Genomic DNA, 17,883 nt, shown 5'->3' with positions numbered 1-17,883 from the left:
GCGATCCGCATGCCCTCGTCTCTTCGACGTCTCGCGCTGCCGGCCTTCGCGGGGTACTGCCTGCTCGCCGTCCTCCAGACCTGGCCGCTGGCTCTCCATCTCTCCACGCACGTCACCGGCATCCCCGGAGGCGATACGGGCGTGTACGTCTGGAACACGTGGGTCTTCCGTCACGAGCTCCTCGAACGCCAGCACTGGCCCTTCTCGACCTCGATGGTCCTCCTGCTGGCGGGCGCCGCGCCGCTCGGCCTGCACAACTACACGGCTGCGGCGGACCTGCTGACGTTGCCGCTGCAGCCGTGGCTCGGCGTCGTCGGGGCGTTCAACGTCGTCTTCATGCTGGGTATCGCGCTCTCCGGCCTCGGCATGTTCGTGTTGGCGCACCACGTCACCGGCCGCGCGGCCGTGTCGTGGGTCGCGGGCGCGATGTTCGCGGCCTCGCCCTTTCTCGTCGCGCGCGGAACGGCCCACTTCAGCCTGGCCTCGGCCGCGGCGCTGCCGTTCTTCCTGTACTGGTTCGACGTGACGTGGCAGCATCGCCGCGTCCGCGATGCCGCGCTCGCGGGCGTCGCGGTGGCGTGGGCCGCGTACTCGGATCCGTACTACGCGATCTACTGCGCGATGCTGGCCGTGGTGGTCGCAGCGGTCCGGGTCGTGGAGATCACGATCGCCGGCCGCCGCCAACGCGGCGCCGGCGCCAGGCGCACCATCGACGTCGTCGCCGCCGCGCTCGTCGTCGTGATGACGACGGTCTACGGGCTGAGCGGCGGCACGCTGCGCGCAGGCGCCGGCAGCGTGTCGATGCGGACGCTGTACACGCCGATGCTGCTGCTGTCGGTGCTCGTGGCCGCGAGAGTGCTGCTGACGTGGACGTTCGCCGTCCGCTGGCGGCCGCTGCCGAGCCGGATCTGGATCGGCGCGATCGTGATGGCGACGACCGCGGCAATCCTGATGGCGCCGGAGCTCTACGCGCTGGGCCAACTCGCCGCGGAGTCGCGTTTCGTGCGGGCGCCCGTGCTCTGGCGATCGAGCGCTCCCGGCGCCGACCTGCTGGCGTTCCTGCTGCCCAACCCGAACCATCCGTGGGCGCCGTCGGCGATCGTCGACTGGGTGGCGCGCCAGCCCGGCCGCTACGAAGAGAACGTGCTCTCGATCTCGTGGGTGGCGGCCGCGACGATCTTCTGCGCGCGACGCGCCGGCCTTCGAATCGATCGGCTCTGGCTCGTGATCACGATCGGCTTCGCATTGCTCGCGTTCGGCCCCTTCCTGCGCGTCGCCGGGCACCAGACGTTCGTGCCGACGCCGTGGACGTTCCTGCGCTACCTGCCGGTCATCGGCGATGCCCGCATGCCGCAGCGGTTCGGGATCCTCATGTTCCTCGGGCTGTCGGCGATCTTCGCCCAGGCGCTGGCCGCCATCCTGCACGCCGCGCCGGCGTCGCGGGGCCGGACGATCGTGGCCGCGGTCGCCGCCGCGCTGGCGATCGAGCTGCTGCCCGCGCCTCGGCCGCTCTACACCGCCGCGACGCCGGACGTGTATCGCACGATCGCGGACGACCCGCGTCCCGCGAGCGTGCTCGAGGTGCCGTTCGGCGTCCGGGACGGCTTGTCGTCGATCGGCAACTTCGGCCCGGGGTCGCTGCTCTACCAGACCACGCACCGCAAGCCGATCGTCGGCGGATACCTCTCACGCGTCGACGAGCGCACCAAAGCGATCTACGAACAGCACCCGTACGCGTCGGTGCTGATCGCGTGGAGCGAGGAGCGCCAGCCGCAGGCCGAGGCCCTCCAGCGCGCGGCGAACGCCGCCGATGCGTTCGTCGCGCAGGTCGGGCTCGGCTGGGTCGTCGTCGATCGCGACCGCGTACCGGACGATGCGCGGCGGTTCCTGATCACGACGCTCCACCTGCAGCCGGCCGGCGCCGACGGCCCGCTCGAGCTCTACCGCGTGCGCTGAGGATCGGCGTACAGCCGGTCTCCCGTCGGCGGGATCGTCGGACGACGCGCCAACGGGATCGTCGTTCGTCCGCCTGCCCGAACATGCGAGGCTGCGCTCGCCGGGCTGCACAGGCGCCGGTCTGCCCGCGCGTCGAGGGCCATCGCCGCGTCACGCGGCCGGCGTCGCGAACGCGTTGATGGCGTCGATCAACTGGCGCAGGCGCGCGAAGTCGTACTTCGGCTGGAACGCGATCCGCGGCAGGTCGACGACGTCGTTGTCGCGGAGCTCTTCGGCGGTCGTGGGAATCGACTCAATCGCCCCGGCGGCGACGAGGTCCGAGAACTGTGCGTTGAGCCGCGCGAGCTGTTCCGGCGTCGGCGCGTGCTCGAGCCGGATCACCAGCCGCTCGCCGACGTACCGCGCGGACTGGTAGTTGGCGTAGAACCGCTCGATCTCTTCCACCGCCTCCGGGATCCCGTAGACGAGCTTGACGAACGACAGATCGTCTGCCGACACGAGCCGGTTCGCGACGAGATGCTCCTCGACCCCCGTTCGCCACTCGTGCCAGTAGCGGCTGCCCTCCGGATCGATCAGCACGACCGGCCGGATCGCCGCCTTGCCGGTTTGCATGAGCGTCAGCAGCTCGTACGCCTCGTCGAGCGTGCCGAATCCGCCGGGCAGCAGCGCGAACGCGTCCGACTCCTTGATGAACGCGATCTTGCGCGTGAAGAAGTACTTGAAGTCGATGAGCTTGGGATCGCGCGCGATGAACGCGTTGGCTTCCTGCTCGGCCGGCAGCTTGATGCCCACGCCGAAGCTGTTGGCGGCGCCGGCGCCTTCGTGCCCGGCGGCCATGATGCCCGGGCCGGCGCCCGTGATCACCATCCAGCCGCGGCGGCTCATCTCGGCCGCGAAGTCGCGGGCCGCGACGTACTCCGGTTCGTGCGCCTGCGTCCGCGCCGATCCGAAGATCGACACTTTGCGCCGACCGCGGTACGGGCCGAAGATGCGGAACGCGCGGCTCAGCTCCCGCAGCGATCGGCTGACGAGCTTCATCTCGCCGCGGTCCGCGCTGCGTGCCATGACGAAGGCGGTCTGCACGATGTCCTCGAGCAGCGCCGGATGATCGACCTCGATCGATTCCACGAGCGCGCGGATCCGGGCGTCGAGCTCCGGATCGCCCGTGCCGGTCCGGCGGCGCAGCCGCTGACGCGTCGGCGCCAGCCGGCGAGACAACGGCTCGAGCGGCTCGATGGCGCCCTGCGCCAGATCGTCGGCGGGAGGGGTCTCGTCCATGCCCTTCATCATCGCACGCGGCTCCGGCGTCACCGGCCGCGCTCGCCCCGCTACCCCATCGCGCGAATGATGTCGGAGCGGGTGATGATGAACGTCTCGTTCGACTTGAAGTCGCGCACCAGCACGGCGGGGTTGTCGGCCGTGATCATCGCCGCCAGCGCGTCGATCCCCGTCGAGATGTCGACGAACGGAAACGCTGCCTGCATCACGGTGCGCACCGGCTGCAGGCGGACGCCGGGATCGTTGACGAGCGCCGAGTAGAGGCATGGCTCGTTCACCGAGCCCACGATGCGCCCATCCTCGGTGACCGGCACCTGGGAGTAGTCGTGCTCGGTCATGACCTGCACGGCGCGGCTCACGGGCGCGGACGCCTCGACCGTCACGAGCGTCCGGCGCGTCCGGTGCGCCACGAGGTCGCGCGCCACGAGCCCCGTCTTGTCCAGGAAGCCGTGGGCGTGCATCCACTCGTCGTTGAACATCTTGGCGAGATACCGGGTGCCGTGGTCGTGGAGAATCGCGACGACCACGTCGGCGCCGGTGAAGTGCGGCGCGAGCTGCAGCAAGCCGGCCATCACGGCGCCGGCGGAGTTGCCGGCGAAGATGCCTTCTTCGCGCGTCAACCGCCGGGTCATGATCGCGGCGTCGCGGTCGGTGACCTTCTCGAAGTGATCGATGACGTCGAAGTCGACGTTCGCCGGCAGGAAGTCCTCGCCGATGCCTTCGGTGATGTACGGGTAGCTCTCGTTCTTGTCGAAGACGCCCGTGTCCTTGAACGTCTTCAGCGCCGACCCGTACGTGTCGATACCCCAGACCTTGATGGCCGGATTCTTCGATTTCAGGTAGCGGCCCGCACCCGAGATCGTGCCGCCGGTGCCGACGCCGCACACGAGCTGCGTGATGCGGCCGCCGGTCTGCTCCCAAATCTCCGGTCCCGTCTGCTCGAAGTGGGCGGCAGGATTGGCGGGGTTGTCGTACTGGCTCGCGCGCCACGCGTTCGGCGTCTCCCGCTCGATCCGCGCGGCCACCGAGTAGTAGGACCGCGGATCCTCCGGGTCCACGTCGGTCGGGCAGACGACGACCTCGGCGCCGAAGGCCCGCAACGCGTCCATCTTCTCCTTCGATTGCTTGTCGGTGGTCGTGAAGATGCAGCGATAGCCTTTGACGGCGGCGGCCATCGCCAGCCCCATGCCGGTGTTGCCCGACGTGCCTTCCACGATCACGCCGCCAGGAACGAGCCGTCCGCGCCGCTCGGCGTCCTCGATCATCCGGACGGCCATTCGGTCCTTCGTCGAGTGGCCGGGATTGAAGGTCTCGAGCTTGGCGAGCACCTCGGCGCGCACGACGCCCCGGGTCAGGCGATGGATCCGCACGAGCGGCGTGTCGCCGATCGTCTCGAGAATGGAATCAGCGATCGGACGCACGGGCTCACTCGACGTCGCCGAGGTGGCGCGGGATCGGGACGATCAGTTCGGGAGCGCCCGCCGCACCGCGCGGTTGACGGCGCGGACGAGGCCGACGAACGAGGCGCCCGTGCGGACGCCGGTACGCGCGATCGACGAGCCGGTGCGCTTCGCCGCCGCCGTAATCCACCAGTCATCGTCGTCCGGCGACGACGTCGTCGCGAGCGACGCGACGGGCTCGCGAAGATCGCTCGACGCCAGGACGGCGACCGGCTCGAACGGCTGGTAATCGGAGAGCGCGATCTCGGTGTGCGGCTGCGAGGCCGTCCAGACGACGGGCGTCAAGACGTCGGCTGGCGGCGCCGAGAGCACGACGCGCTGCAGCGCCGGCATGACGAAGACCGGCTCGGGCACGGGCAGAATGGGTGCGGGAGCGGCGGTCATCGGCGTGACGAGCGGCGCGAGCCGAAGCTCGACCGGCCGAACCGGCGCAGCCGGGATCGCCGTCCAGGCGACGTCCGGCATGACCAAGACGGGATCGGCCGCGGGGAGGTTCACCTTCGACGCGGGCCAGTAGTCCACGAGCGCGCCAGTGCCGGCCAGCACGCCGAGCCCCAGCAGTGCCAGGGTCTTCGCGTAGAAGTCACGAACTGAATCGCCCCGCATGGACCAGTCCAATAAGGTGTACCGGACACTATACCGCAAACCGCGGGCGCCGGACGGCCGAATCCCGTCAGCGCCGGCCGGCGACGAGCGGCCGCAGCGCGGCCATCGCCATGAGCACGAGGCCGAAGGTGCACACGATGGTGGCGCCGGTCGGCAGGTCGAACACCACCGAGAAGTACATCCCGAGGATCGAGACGAGGACGCCCATCACCCAGCCGATGGCCAGCCGCGCCCCGATGCGCCGCGCCCAGAGCATGGCGCCGACCGACGGCACGATCAAATAGCAGAAGACCAGCAGCACGCCCGCGATCGCGACCGACCGGGTGACGACGAGGCCGAACGACGCGTAGAAGAGGAAGTCCCAGGCGCGCACGCTGACGCCGCGCGCCGCGGCGCCCCGGGGATCCACCGAGATCTCGAGGAACCGCTGGCGGAACGCATAGTGGAACAGGCCGATCACGAAGTAGACGCCGCCGGTCAGCCAGACCTCGGGCCACTGCACGGCGAGGATGTTGCCCACGAGCATGTCCTTCAAGTGCTCGGCTTCGCCCGTCGACTGGCTCATCGTGAGGATCACGGCGGCCGACGCCACGGCGTACGAGATGCCGATGATCGCCTCCTGCGGGATGTTCGCGTCGTGCCCCTTGACGAGCGCGAACACGGCGGCGCCGATCATCGTGAACGCGAGGCTCATCCAGTACACCGACGGGGCGTGCGGATCGGCTCCCTGCCACACCGCGATGGCCGCGCCGAGCGACGCGATCTGCGCGAGCGACAGATCCACGAAGATCACGCCGCGCTCGACGACGTGCAGGCCGAGGTAGGCGTGGATGCCGGCGATGATCAGGCTCGCGGCGATGGGTGCCGCGAGGAACGTGAGCAGCACGGGATCCACTATCGGCCCGTCGCTTTCCGCAACGACGCCGTCAGCAGGTCGATGTCGTAGTCGAAGAGCTCGATGTAGTCGGTGATGCTCCTGTCGCCGCCGACCGACGGCATCAGCTCGAGCACGAGCCCCCCGACCTGCGCCGCGATCGCCTGTGGCGTCTTCTTGTCGAAGTACGGCTCGACGACGATGAGCTTGACCCCTTGGGCTTTCATGTCGCCGATGAGCTCCACCGTGTGCGACGGCGACGGCGGGATCCCAGGCTTGGGCTCGACGTACCCCATCACGGCGAGGCCGAAGCGATCCATGAAGTTCGGCCACGAGCGGTGATACGTGACGATCTTGGTGCCTTTGTACGGCGCCATGGCGGCGTCCCAGCGCTTCTCGGCCGCGGCCAGCCGGCGGTCGAAGTCCTGGTAGCGGCTCTCGAACGTCGCGCGGTCCGCCGGCGCGAGCTGCGCGAGCCGATCGCGCACGGCCTCGGCGATGCGGCGGCCGTTGGCCGGATCGAGCCAGTAGTGCGGATTGCCTTGCGGATGGACGTCGCCCATCGCGCGGGTGATCTGTCCGGTCGGGATCTCGAGAATCCGGACGTTGAGCGAGGCATCGAGGTAGCCCGGCGCGCCCGGCTGGATCCTGGCGTTCCGGCTGCTCGTGATGAGCGTCGGCAGCCAGCCGACTTCGAGCTCGCGGCCGACGACGACGAGCAGGTTGGCGCGACTGACGGCGAGGATGAAGCTCGGCTTCGGCTCCACGAAGTGCGGATCCTGATAGCCCTTCGCCAGGGCCGTGACGGTCACCTTGTCACCGCCGACCTCGCGCACGATGGCGGCGAGGTCCTCGGTGGTCGTGACGACGCTGAGCGCCGCGCGGGCGGGCGCGGCCGCACCGAGCACGGCGAGCACGGCGAGGAACGTGAGACGGAACGCTGATGTGCGCATGACCTTCTCCGTGGCGTTAGAACACGTGGGCGCCATGAGCCCCGATCGCGAAGTTGACCTGCATGAGCAGCTCGTTGGCGGTGAGGCCTTCCGCGTAACGCGTCCGCCGGTACTGGCTGCGGATCTGGCTGAACTCGGTCGGCCAGAACGTGACGAAGAACGACCCGCCGTAGTCCTTCGACGTCCCGTCGAAGACGCGGCCGGCGCGATCCACGCGAGCGCCGAGGTACCACCGGCGTGCGAACTGGTACTCGCCGAGACCGTAGAACCCGAATGCCGTCGTGTGGCTGGCGGCCGGCAGGCTCTGGCGGCTCCAGACCAGCTCGGTCCGCAGGTTCAGCCGGCTGTAGATCGCGCGCCGCAGCGGCCGGTACCGGAAGGTCGCGTCGACGCCGATGAGCCGCTTGCCGAGCTCGGGGACCACGCCGTCCGGCCCGAACAGCGTGTCGGGCAGCAACCCCTCCGTGGGCCCGTACGCGAACGACGCGCCGAGATCGAGGTTCTTGTCTTCCGTCAGATCGCGGTACGCGCGGAGCCGGCCGACGTAGGTCAGCCGCGATCGGCGCGAGGTGGCGAAGACGTCCGACGTGCCGGCATAGACTTCGCCGGTCGCCTCCAGGAACACGTACGGGTTGTGAATCAACCGCGAGAGCGACACGCCGGCGTCCGACAGCCCCTCGTCGCCGCCGATGAGGTTCTCGACCACGAGCGGCACGTCGGCCGTCGGCCGCGCGTGCGTGTGCAGGGTGTTCGCCTTCCCGAACTGCGCGCGAAGCTTGCCGACCTTCAGGAGCAGGTCCGCCGGGAGCGCCGTGAACGTGAGGTAGCCCTCTTCGATCTCGAGGCCTTCGGGCGACGCGGCGAGGTAGAAGTCGGCGCGGGAGTACGGGTCCACGACGGCCTGAAAGGCAACCTCGGCTTCGCCCAGCTCGAACGAAGGCTGGGCACTCGCCGCGTTCCTCCCGGCGGCGGCCACGAAATTGCCGATCACCGAGGTCGCGGGGTTGAAGACCTGGGCGGAGCTTGGCGGAGTGGCGGATTGGAGCGCGGCGTCCTGCGGCACCGGACGCTCGGGGGCAGGCGACCGTGGCGCCGCCGCTTCCTCAGCGGACGCACCACGCGCAACGGATGCCGCATCGGGCGCAATCACGCGCGGCCCTCCGCTGATTGCCGCAAGCCGTTCTTCGAGCGCGAACAGCCGATCGTCGTACTGCCGGCGGATCGCGGCGAACTCCTCTCGCAGCCGATCGAGCTCCTCGCGGAGCGCGCGGACGTCATCGGGCGCGTCGGCGGCGGACGCGGCTGTCCGCGGCGCCGGCTGCGCCTCGGCGCGCGCCGCGAACGCCAGCGCCGCGACGATTCCGACAGCCGTGGCTGCGACAACACAGAATCGACGGTTCATCTCACACCTCGCATCTCACTGGGATCGGTCCACCCGGATGACACGGATCAGCGCCCGCCAACCTGGCGGGCCGGTGGCCGGGCTCCGGCGACGCGGAACTACAGCGAGACGACGGGCGGAGCGCGTGACGCGCGTGGCGAGAGAAGGGGCTGGCCGATCCAGGTCTGGTAGGGGGCGGGGGCGACCAGCTCGGCCGCCCGCGGGACGTCCATCCTCGGCGGCCCGGCGGCGCGTCGATGCGTCACGACGCGGATCCAGTGACAGACGTCGCAGTGCCCGCTCGCCGGCGGCGGCTGCGCCGCTTCGAACTGCGAGGACGCGTGCCGTGGCCCGAGCCCGGAGGGATCGCAGGCCGGATCGTCGCCCGAAGCGAGGTGCATCGCGGCGAAGAGCGGCGACGAGAACGTCCCGAGCAGGACGAACAGCGCCACGCGGGCGATCCAGTGCCGCTTCGCTGCGAACATACCTGTGAAAGACTGTATGCCTCGACTTCAGGAGCGTCAACTCGGCGCGCGGCCGCTCGTGGCCGTCGGCCGGCGCTCCTGTCGTACGCTGAAGCCATGCCGACCAGAACGGCCGTGCGTCCCGGACCGGCGCCGCGGGATCTCGAGACGCTGCGTACGCTCGCCGATCAGGCGTTCAGCCGTGCCGCGGGCGCGCCGCTCATCACCGGCAACCACGTCGACGTGCTGCGCGACGCGACCGAGAACTACCCGGCGTGGGAGCGCGCGATCGAGCGGGCACGCCGATCGATCCACGTCGAGATGTACATCGTCCACCGCGATGCCGTCGGCCGGCGGTTCGTCGAGGCGCTCGCCGCCAAGGCGCGCGAGGGCATCGCGGTGCGCGTGATCTACGACTGGTTCGGGTGTGGTCTCGGGCCCTTGCGCGGGCTCTTCTCTCCGCTCGTCGCCGCTGGCGGCGAAGTGAGGGCGTTCAATCCGCCCGCCCTGTCGAGCGCGCTCGGCTGGCTGCGGCGCAATCACCGCAAGCTGCTCACGGTGGATGGAGAGATCGCGTTCGTCTCCGGGCTGTGCATCGGCCAGCTCTGGCTCGGGATCCCGGAGAAGGGGCTCGCGCCCTGGCGCGACACCGGGCTGGCGATCACGGGGCCGGCGGTCACGCACGCGGAGGCGGCGTTCGCCGACAGTTGGCGGCTGGTGGGCGGCACGCCGTCGGAGGTCCCGTTGCCGACGTTCGTGCCGCCGGCCGGCGACGTCAGCTTGCGGCTGATTCCCACCGAGCCGTTCACCGCCAACCTCTTCCGGCTGGATCTGCTCGTCGCGGCGCTCGCGCGCCAGTCGCTCTGGATCACCGACGCGTATTTCGTCGGGCCGGGCCCGTATCTCGAGGGACTGAAGCGCGCGGCGCGCGACGGCGTGGACGTGCGGCTGCTGCTGCCGCGCAACAGCGACGTCGGGTGGGTCGTGCCGTTGTCACGGTCGCTCTACCGGCCGCTGCTCGAGGCCGGCGTCCGCATCTTCGAGTGGAACGGCACCATGATCCACGCCAAGACGGCCATCGCCGACCAGCGATGGGCGCGGATCGGATCGACCAACCTCAACATCACGAGCTGGATCGGCAACTGGGAAATGGACGTCGCGATCGAGCACGAGGGGGTCGCGTCGACGCTCGCCGCGCAGTTCGAGGACGATCTCGCGCGGTCGACGGAGATCGTGCTCGGCAGCCCGCGCCCGGCGGCGCCGCGCCCCCGCCGGCTGCCGGGCGTCCGCGCCGGGACGGGCTACAAGCCGTCGCGGCGGGTCATGCGGACGGTCGCCGGCGTCGGCCGCACGTTCGGCGCCGCGCTCACGGGCAGCCGCCGGCTCGAGGACTTCGAGGTCCAGCCGGTCGTCTGGCTCGGCCTCCTGCTCGTCGCCCTGGCGGTCGTCGTCTTCTTCGTGCCCTGGCTGCTCGCGTGGCCGCTGGCCGCGGTCGCGACCTGGTTCGGCGTCGCACTGCTCGTCGAGGCCTGGACGGTCTGGCGGCAGCGATAGGGCACGGGTACGACGGGTGCGACAGGTACGACGGGTGCGACGGGTGCGACGGGTACGACGGGCGACAGGAACGAACTGACGCACGTCACCTTTTCGGGTGCGACAGGTACGACAGGTACGACGGGTACGACAGGCGACTGGAACGCACTGACGCGGGTCACCTTTTCGGGTGCGACAGGTACGACCGGTGCGACGGGTACGACGGGCGACAGGAACGCGCTGACGCACGTCACCTTTTCGGGTGCGACAGGTACAACCGGTACGACGGGTGCGACAGGTACGACCGGTACGACGGGTACGACAAGCGACAGGAACGCACTGACGCTCGTCACCTTTTCGGGTGCGACAGGTACGACGGGTGCGACGGGTACGACGGGCGAGAGGAACGAACTGACGCGCGCTAACCCTTTTTCGGGGACGACGGGTACGATTCATACGGCGGTGACGGTTGGCTGGCCGGGGCCGTCGTCCTGCCAGCGATGACGGCGCGTGGCGAGTGCGATCGGTGGTTCATGCGCGACGCGCTTGCCGCTGCTGGCCAGTTCGCAGGCTCAACGTCGTTGACGACTCACACGTGAGCGCCTCGCCATCGAAGGCGACAGCCGCCCGCTGATGCGCGTCGTCCGCAGCTTGGATCGCTTGGAGCCGCACCGCGACCTCCGCACGATCGTCGTCGTCGACGACCCCGAGGAGTCTGTGGAAGACGCGCTCGATGCCTGGATGGGCCCAGACGCTGCGCGTCATCCTGCGGCCGCGAGCTGATCGACAACGCGAACGTGGAGTCTCCGACGAGACGTTCGGGACGAGCACCCGAACGAAGAGTCGGTTGCCGAGACCACCAACTGCTCGAGCTCCGGCGCCATGACTACACCGAAAGTAGACGTCTCGCCCGAACTGTGAATGCTACGCAGGTTGTTCATTCGGGAAATCTCTGGAAACAACAGCGGTTACCACACCAAGCCACTGTTTCTGGAGGGACTCCCGAATGAGATTCCGCTGTAGTGCGAAGACGACCGCGAGGATGCGACAGCCGCTGGTGCCCGCGTGAGGAAGTAGGGCTGGAGTCAGTCCCGAGCGGAGCAAGCCGCACCTTTCCCGAAGTGCTGCGGCTGGAGCAGCACGCGGACACCGTTGCCGCCGTCCAGCTCACGCAGGATGGCCATCAGTGTCCGGACGGTCGCCAAATGGGTGCACCGTCACCGGCACGGTGATGCGGCGCTGGAGGATCGGAAGTCGCGACCACCACCCGCGCGCGGTCTCGCCGGCGGCGCTCCGAAAACGCCCGGAATCCGGCGCGAGGATTGGCAGGCGCACAACGACCAGCGAGGGCGTTGTGGCCCCAACAACCGTCGCGCTCGCGTGCGAGTCAACACGCCGTTGACGAACAGGAGCCGGGTCTCGTCGTACCGGTTGTCCTCGGCGTACCCATCGTGCCGGTCGTACCCGTCGTATCCGAAGAAAGTTGGCCAGCGTCAGTGCGTTCCTCTCGCCTGTCGTACCCGTCGTACCAGTCGTACCCGTCGTACCAGTCGCACCCGTCGTACCCGAAGAAGGTTGGCCAGCGTCAGTGCGTTCCAGTCGCCTGTCGTACCCGCCGTATCAGTCGTACCCGTCGTACCCGAAGAAGCTGACCCACGTCAGTGCGTTCCACTCGCCCGTCGTACCCGTCGCACCAGTCGCACCTGTCGTACCCGAAAAAGGTTGGCCAGCGTCAGTGCGTTCCAGTCGCCTGTCGTACCCGTCGTACCCGTCGTACCCGTCGTACCCGAAGAAGCTGGCCCACGTCAGTTCGTTCCTCTCGCCCGTCGTACCCGTCGCACCAGTCGCACCTGGCGTACCCGAAAAAGGTTGGCCAGCGTCAGTGCCCCGTCGTACCAATCGCACCCGTCGTACCCGAAGAAGCTGGCCCACGTCAGTTCGTTCCTCTCGCCCGTCGTACCCGTCGTACCAGTCGTACCCGTCGTACCCGTCGTTCTATCATCTCCTCCATGTCCGTGACGCTCGGGTCCGACGTGCTCTTCCAGCAGCAGCTTCTCAAAGGCCGGACCGTGGGCCTGGTGTGCAACCCGGCGTCGGTCTCGGCGAACCTCGCGCACGCGATCGATCGCGCCGAAGACGCCGGCGTGCGCGTCGGGGCGATCTTCGGTCCGCAGCATGGGTTTCGATCCGACGTCCAGGACAACATGATCGAGTCGCCGCACGCGCAGGATGTGCGCCGGCGCGTCCCGATCTACTCGCTCTACAGTGAAACGCGCGAGCCGACGCGGGACATGCTCCGCGGCCTCGACGCGCTCGTCGTCGAGCTGCAGGACGTGGGCACGCGGATCTACACGTACGTCTACACGATGGCGCACTGCCTCGTCGCCGCGGCGCGGGAGGGCCTCCCGATCGTGGTGTGCGATCGCCCGAACCCGATCGGCGGCGTGGCGGTCGAAGGGCCGATGCTCCATCACGGCTTCGAGTCGTTCGTGGGCGAGTACCCGATCCCGATGCGACACGGCATGACGATCGGCGAGCTGGCGCGGCTGTTCAACGAGCACTTCGGCATCGGCGCGAAGCTCGAGGTCGTGGCGATGCGCGGCTGGCGGCGCGACCAGTACTTCGACGCCACCGGGCTGTCGTGGATTCTGCCGTCGCCCAACCTGCCGACGCTCGAGGGCGCCATCGTGTATCCCGGGACGGTGCTGTTCGAAGGGACGAACGTGTCCGAGGGGCGAGGCACGACGCGGCCGTTCGAGCTCGTCGGCGCCCCGTGGGTGGATCCGGAGCCGTTTTCGGCTGCGCTCAATGCGCTCGGCCTGCCCGGCGTGCGGTTCCGCCCGGTGATGTTCGAACCGACGTTCCAGAAACACGCGCAGACGGCCTGCGGCGGGTGCCAGGTGCACGTGCTCGACCGCGGCGCGTTCCGCGCCGTCGCAACGGGCGTGGCGCTCGTCGACGCGTTCCGCCGCGCGGCGCCCGACCGCTTCGCGTGGCGCGACCCGCCGTACGAGTACGAGCACACGAAGATGCCGATCGACATCCTGTACGGTTCGTCGGGCTTGCGCGACGCGATGGCGCGCGGCGAGCGGCCGCAGGACATCGCCGCGGGCTGGGCCGCAGCAGTCGAGCCGTTCCTCGCCGTGCGGCAACGGTTCCTGCTCTACGAGTAGACGGCGAGGCGCCGGCCTCAGTGCTGCTCGGCAACAGGCGGGCGCCTGCCGGCCCGGCGCGAGCGGCGCACGACGGCTTCGCGCGCGCGCCCGTCGGCCGCATAGCTGTCGAGGCCGCCAAGGGCGAACTGCACGAGATGCGCGCTCACGTCGGCCGGCGTGAACGACAACTGCAGCGCCTTGCCGATCCGCTCGGAGAGCGGCGTCGGGCGGTGCATGATGATCATGCCGTGAATCGTGGTCGCCGCGAGCGCGACGCGCGCGTCGGTCGGAGGCAACCGGAGCATGGCGCCGATGACCTGCTGCAGGTACTCGAAGCGTCCCTTCAGCAGCCGATCGACCAACGTCGTCACGGCCCCGGTGGGCTCGGTCATCTCGCGGTGCACGATCTGCTGGAGGTAGAGCGGCCCGGTCGCGGACGACATCCGGCGGTACAGCACGTCGATGTAGCGGCAGAGCTGCTCGCGCGGCGAGACGCCCGCGCCCGCCCGGATGGCGAGCGCCGTGCTCTCGCGGGCGACGGCGGCCGCCGAGTCGATGACCTCGCGGTAGAGGCCCATCTTGTCGCCGAAGTGGTAATTGACGGCCGCGACGTTGGCGCGCGCCGCCGCGCAGATCTCGCGCACCGTCACGTGCCAGTACCCGCGCTCCGCGAAGAGGCGCGTCGCGGCGTCGAGCAGCCGCCGCCGCGTCTCCTGATCCGCCGGTGCCCGTCTCACAGCGTCCTCCGGAACAGCCTGACCGCCAGCGTCATGCCGACGAACGAGAACGCCGCCAGATACAGCAGGTCCGGACCGATCGCGTCGAAGCCCGTGTTCTTCAGCAGCAGGCTCTTGAAGGCGTGCACGGCGTAGGTGAACGGATCGACGGCGGCGATCGCCTGCATCCACCCCGGAAAGCCCTGCTGCGGGTACACCGCGCCGCTCGGGAAGTACAGCAGCGTGTTGAGGATCCCGAAGATCGCGCGCGGCACCAGCGGGTCCGTGACGCGGACCATGATCAGGAACATCAGGCTGATCAGCGCGAAGGCCGTGAACACGATCACGACGAAGACGCGCAGGAGCCGCATCGGCGCGAACGGATCGGGGATGCCGGCGATCACCGATCCGATCGTCATGAGGACCGTGCCGGCCAGCACGGCTTTGATGGTCCCCGACAGGTTGAAGCCGGCGATCAGTTCGAGCTTCGAGATCGGCGTCACCAGATAGCCTTCGTGCAGCCCGCGCGCCTTGTCGTCGATGAAGATGATCCCGCCGCCGATCATCACCATCATGAAGATCGACATCACGATCGAGCCGGGCAGCAGGTACTGGATGTACGGCACGTACGGATAGACCTCGACGACGTCGAGCGCCGGCGCGCCGCCGACGCGCGCGACGTCCACGGCGGGCCGGCCCGCCGCGGCGACGAGGTTGCCGATCTGCGCGGCCAGCGTGGCGGTCACGAAGCTGTCGCTGTTGTCCTCGATCAGCGCGAGCCGAGGGCCGTCGTTCGCGAGCACGCGCCGCGAGTAGCCGGGCGGAATCGTGAGCACGCCGTTCACCCGGCCGGTGCGCAGGTCGGCCACGGCGTCCCCCTGATCGGCGTAGAGCACCGGGTCGAACGTCTGCGCGTTGGCCGATACCGCGAGCGCCAGCTCGCGGATGCGGATGGCCGGCACCCCGCGATCCTGGTCGACGATGGCCAGCCGGAGGTGTTTCACGTTCCCGCCGAACGCGTACCCCAGGACGACGAGCTGCAGGATCGGGAAGATGAGCGACATCACGATGAGCGTGGGGCTCCGCCGGAAGCGCCGCAGCTCGCGTTCGACGATGGCCCAGGTGCGCGACACGGGTCAGCGCCTCATGAACGAGAAGTCGCGGGGCGCGGGGTCCTGGAGCGCGTCCCGCAGCGCCCGGCCGGTGTAGTGCACGAAGACGTCGTCGAGCGTGGTGCTGTGCACCGCGAGCGACTGCACGGCCACGCCGGCCGACTCGGCCGCGTCGAACAGCGCGCGCGTCGTGGCCGGACCGTTCGCCGTCGCGATGCGGAACACTGCATCCTGGCGCGCCACCTCGCCGACGGCCGGCAGCGCCCGCAGCCGTGCGTCCCAGCCCTGCGGCACGGCCGAGAAGCTGACCTCGAGCGCATTCGTCCCGGCGATCGACGCCTTGAGCATGAGCGGCGAATCCAGCGCTTTCAGCTCGCCGTGGTCGACGATGGCGATGTGATCGCAGAGCCGATCGGCCTCGTCCATGTAGTGCGTCGTGAGCAGCACCGTCAGGCTGCGCTGCTCCTTGATCCGCCGGAGCATGTCCCAGACGGCGACGCGCGACACCGGGTCGAGGCCGGTGGTCGGCTCGTCGAGGAAGAAGACGCGGGGTTCGTGGACCAGGCCGCGCGCGATCTCCACGCGGCGCCGCATGCCGCCCGACAGGAACTTGACCGGCTTGTCGGCCCAGGCCGTCAGCTCGACGGCGTCGAGCAGCTCGCCGATGAGCCGGTTGCGGCGATCGCGCGGCACGCCGTACAGCTTCGCGTAGATGACCAGGTTCTCGCGCACGCTCAGCTCGGTGTCGCTCGTCATCGCCTGCGGGATCACGCCAATCGCGCGCCGCACTTCGTCGGCCTGGGTCAGGACGTCGGCGCCGGCGATCACCGCCGTCCCCGACGTGGGCTCGATGAGCGTGGTGAGCATGCGGATGAGCGTGGACTTGCCGGCGCCGTTCGGGCCGAGCAGGCCGAAGATCTCCCCCTCCTCGACGTCGAAGCTGATGCCCTTGACCGCGGTGAAGTCGCCGAAGCGCTTCACCAGTTGGCGGACGCTGATGGCCGGCACGCTACTGCCCCACCGGCATCAGCACGTAGGCGGTCATGCCAACGGCGAGCCGGCGGTCGCGGTTGTCGGCGCGCAGCCGGATCTCGAACGTGCGGATGTCGCGCTTCGTGCGGCTCACGTCGCGCTGCGTGGCGAACCCCGCGTCGGCGCCCCGATAGAAGATGACGCCGGGCCGCTCGGCGCCGGAGGGCAGCCGGATCGTCAAGCTGTCGCCAACGCGCACGCGATCGATGTAGCTCTCCTCGACGTCGGCCCGAACCCAGAGATCGTCCGGGTCGATGAGCGACACGATCGGCTGACCGGCGGTGACCACTTCCCCCTCGCGCGCGGCCCGCACGTCCACGATGCCGGCGGCGGGCGCCAGCACCTGCGTGTAGGCGAGCCGCACGTCGGCCTTCCGCCGCTGCGCGCGCGCGGCGGCCGACTCGAACCGGCTCGCCTGCACCTGGCTCTGGCGGATCGCGACCTGCTCGGCGTTCGAGCGCGCGATGGCGGCCGCGGCGCGGGCCGCGTCGGTCTGCCGCGCGAGCGACGCCACTCTGGCCGCGAGCGCGTCGTGCGCCGTCCGCGATTGATCGAACTCCTCGGCGGCCACGACGCCCTGGTCGACGAGGCGACGGTTGCGCTCGAACGTGAGCCGCGCGCGCTCGAGGTCGGCCTCGGCCGACCGCTGCGCGGCCTCGGCGGCGGCCACCGCCGCCTCGGCCTGGGCCACCTGGTTCTCGACCTGCTGCCGTTCCCAGCGAAGCGCAGCTTCGCTCTGCTGCACCTGCGACGACGCGCCGGCCGCCGCCTGCGCGAAGTAGACCGACTCCGCCTGCAGCTCGTCGGGGCGCAGCTCGGCCAGCAACTGGCCGCGCGCGACCGCGTCCCCCTCCTTCACGAGCAGGCGGGCGATCTGGCCGGGCACCTGCGCGCTCACCCGCACGTCGTCGGTCGTCACGATGCCGGTGAGCACGAGGGCGGCGGGACGCGCGCGCACGTAGTAGTACGCGCCGCCCGCGACGGCGAGCCCGAGGAGGAGAACGAGCCGGATCCACGAACGTCTCATGACACCTCTCGACGTGAAACAAGTGAATTAAACAACTGTTTCAATGAAGAGCGCAAGCGCGACGACGGTGGACGTCTCCACGTCCGAACCGGTGAGGCGAGGCCGGTCCCTGGCCGCGCTGGCCCGGCCGACGGCGATCCTGCTGAACGTCGTGCTGGTCGGCGGGCCGAGCAGCGGCGGTTGAAGCCCGCCGCGTCCGGCCGTCAGCGGCTAGACTACTTTCCGGTGAAGAAATCCCGATCCATGTAGTTGATTCTGCAGGATCCGGCCGGCCGTCTGGTGTCCAAACGTCGCGTGTCGGGCTGGCGAGATCGGATCGGCCGTACTACACTGCGC

At 69.7% G+C, this 17,883-nt stretch carries 15 protein-coding genes; 4 read left to right on the top strand and 11 right to left on the bottom strand.

Features of this window, described 5'->3' with window-relative positions:
- The first annotated feature begins 9 nt into the window (after positions 1–9).
- Complete coding sequence (locus tag IT184_14930; GenBank protein ID MCC7010098.1) at positions 10–1,956, top strand: hypothetical protein; 1,947 nt, start codon at positions 10–12, stop codon at positions 1,954–1,956.
- Positions 1,957–2,106: 150 nt separating this feature from the next.
- On the opposite strand, the gene IT184_14925 is transcribed toward IT184_14930, so the two are convergent.
- The 7 genes from IT184_14925 to IT184_14895 form a co-directional block, all read right to left on the bottom strand.
- On the bottom strand, positions 2,107–3,234 hold the full coding sequence (locus tag IT184_14925) for a TIGR00730 family Rossman fold protein (protein MCC7010097.1): 1,128 nt from the start codon (positions 3,232–3,234) through the stop codon (positions 2,107–2,109).
- 50 nt (positions 3,235–3,284) lie between these two features.
- The gene (locus tag IT184_14920) at positions 3,285–4,646 is read right to left on the bottom strand and encodes a pyridoxal-phosphate dependent enzyme (protein ID MCC7010096.1); all 1,362 of its coding nucleotides are present in this window, start codon (positions 4,644–4,646) and stop codon (positions 3,285–3,287) included.
- A gap of 51 nt (positions 4,647–4,697) precedes the next feature.
- Positions 4,698–5,300, bottom strand: a complete 603-nt coding sequence (locus tag IT184_14915; GenBank protein MCC7010095.1) for a hypothetical protein — start codon at positions 5,298–5,300, stop codon at positions 4,698–4,700.
- 67 nt (positions 5,301–5,367) lie between these two features.
- The gene (locus IT184_14910; protein ID MCC7010094.1) at positions 5,368–6,186 is read right to left on the bottom strand and encodes a metal ABC transporter permease; all 819 of its coding nucleotides are present in this window, start codon (positions 6,184–6,186) and stop codon (positions 5,368–5,370) included.
- Between the two features lie 8 nt (positions 6,187–6,194).
- On the bottom strand, positions 6,195–7,127 hold the full coding sequence (locus IT184_14905; protein ID MCC7010093.1) for a zinc ABC transporter substrate-binding protein: 933 nt from the start codon (positions 7,125–7,127) through the stop codon (positions 6,195–6,197).
- A gap of 16 nt (positions 7,128–7,143) precedes the next feature.
- Entirely contained in the window at positions 7,144–8,529 is a 1,386-nt protein-coding gene (locus tag IT184_14900) for a hypothetical protein (GenBank protein MCC7010092.1), read from the bottom strand.
- Between the two features lie 98 nt (positions 8,530–8,627).
- Positions 8,628–8,993 (bottom strand): hypothetical protein, encoded by a 366-nt coding sequence (locus IT184_14895; GenBank protein ID MCC7010091.1) that lies wholly within the window; start codon positions 8,991–8,993, stop codon positions 8,628–8,630.
- 96 nt (positions 8,994–9,089) lie between these two features.
- Between IT184_14895 and IT184_14890 the strand changes: the two genes are divergently transcribed.
- Both IT184_14890 and IT184_14885 read left to right on the top strand, forming a co-directional pair.
- A complete protein-coding gene (locus tag IT184_14890) occupies positions 9,090–10,526 on the top strand; it encodes a cardiolipin synthase B (protein MCC7010090.1) in 1,437 nt (478 codons plus the stop codon).
- Between the two features lie 1,988 nt (positions 10,527–12,514).
- A complete protein-coding gene (locus IT184_14885; GenBank protein MCC7010089.1) occupies positions 12,515–13,678 on the top strand; it encodes a DUF1343 domain-containing protein in 1,164 nt (387 codons plus the stop codon).
- Positions 13,679–13,695: 17 nt separating this feature from the next.
- Here the strand turns inward: IT184_14885 and IT184_14880 are convergent, their stop codons facing one another.
- Genes IT184_14880 through IT184_14865 form a run of 4 tightly spaced genes read right to left on the bottom strand, consistent with a single transcriptional unit; the run spans position 13,696 to position 17,547 of the window.
- Positions 13,696–14,397 carry a CerR family C-terminal domain-containing protein gene (locus IT184_14880; GenBank protein ID MCC7010088.1) on the bottom strand — a complete coding sequence of 234 codons (702 nt, stop codon included), beginning with the start codon at positions 14,395–14,397 and terminating at the stop codon, positions 13,696–13,698.
- Entirely contained in the window at positions 14,394–15,509 is a 1,116-nt protein-coding gene (locus tag IT184_14875; protein ID MCC7010087.1) for an ABC transporter permease, read from the bottom strand. Before IT184_14875 ends, IT184_14880 begins: the two co-directional genes overlap by 4 nt.
- Positions 15,510–15,512: 3 nt before the next feature.
- Positions 15,513–16,496, bottom strand: a complete 984-nt coding sequence (locus IT184_14870) for an ATP-binding cassette domain-containing protein (protein MCC7010086.1) — start codon at positions 16,494–16,496, stop codon at positions 15,513–15,515.
- 1 nt (position 16,497) lies between these two features.
- Complete coding sequence (locus IT184_14865) at positions 16,498–17,547, bottom strand: efflux RND transporter periplasmic adaptor subunit (protein ID MCC7010085.1); 1,050 nt, start codon at positions 17,545–17,547, stop codon at positions 16,498–16,500.
- Between the two features lie 43 nt (positions 17,548–17,590).
- Between IT184_14865 and IT184_14860 the strand changes: the two genes are divergently transcribed.
- Positions 17,591–17,731, top strand: coding sequence for a hypothetical protein (locus IT184_14860; protein ID MCC7010084.1), 141 nt, complete (start codon positions 17,591–17,593; stop codon positions 17,729–17,731).
- Positions 17,732–17,883: the final 152 nt, after the last annotated feature.

This window comes from Acidobacteriota bacterium (assembly GCA_020853395.1).
In the GTDB taxonomy this organism is placed as follows: domain Bacteria; phylum Acidobacteriota; class Vicinamibacteria; order Vicinamibacterales; family SCN-69-37; genus JADYYY01.
This window is presented reverse-complemented; position numbering and strand designations above follow the sequence as displayed.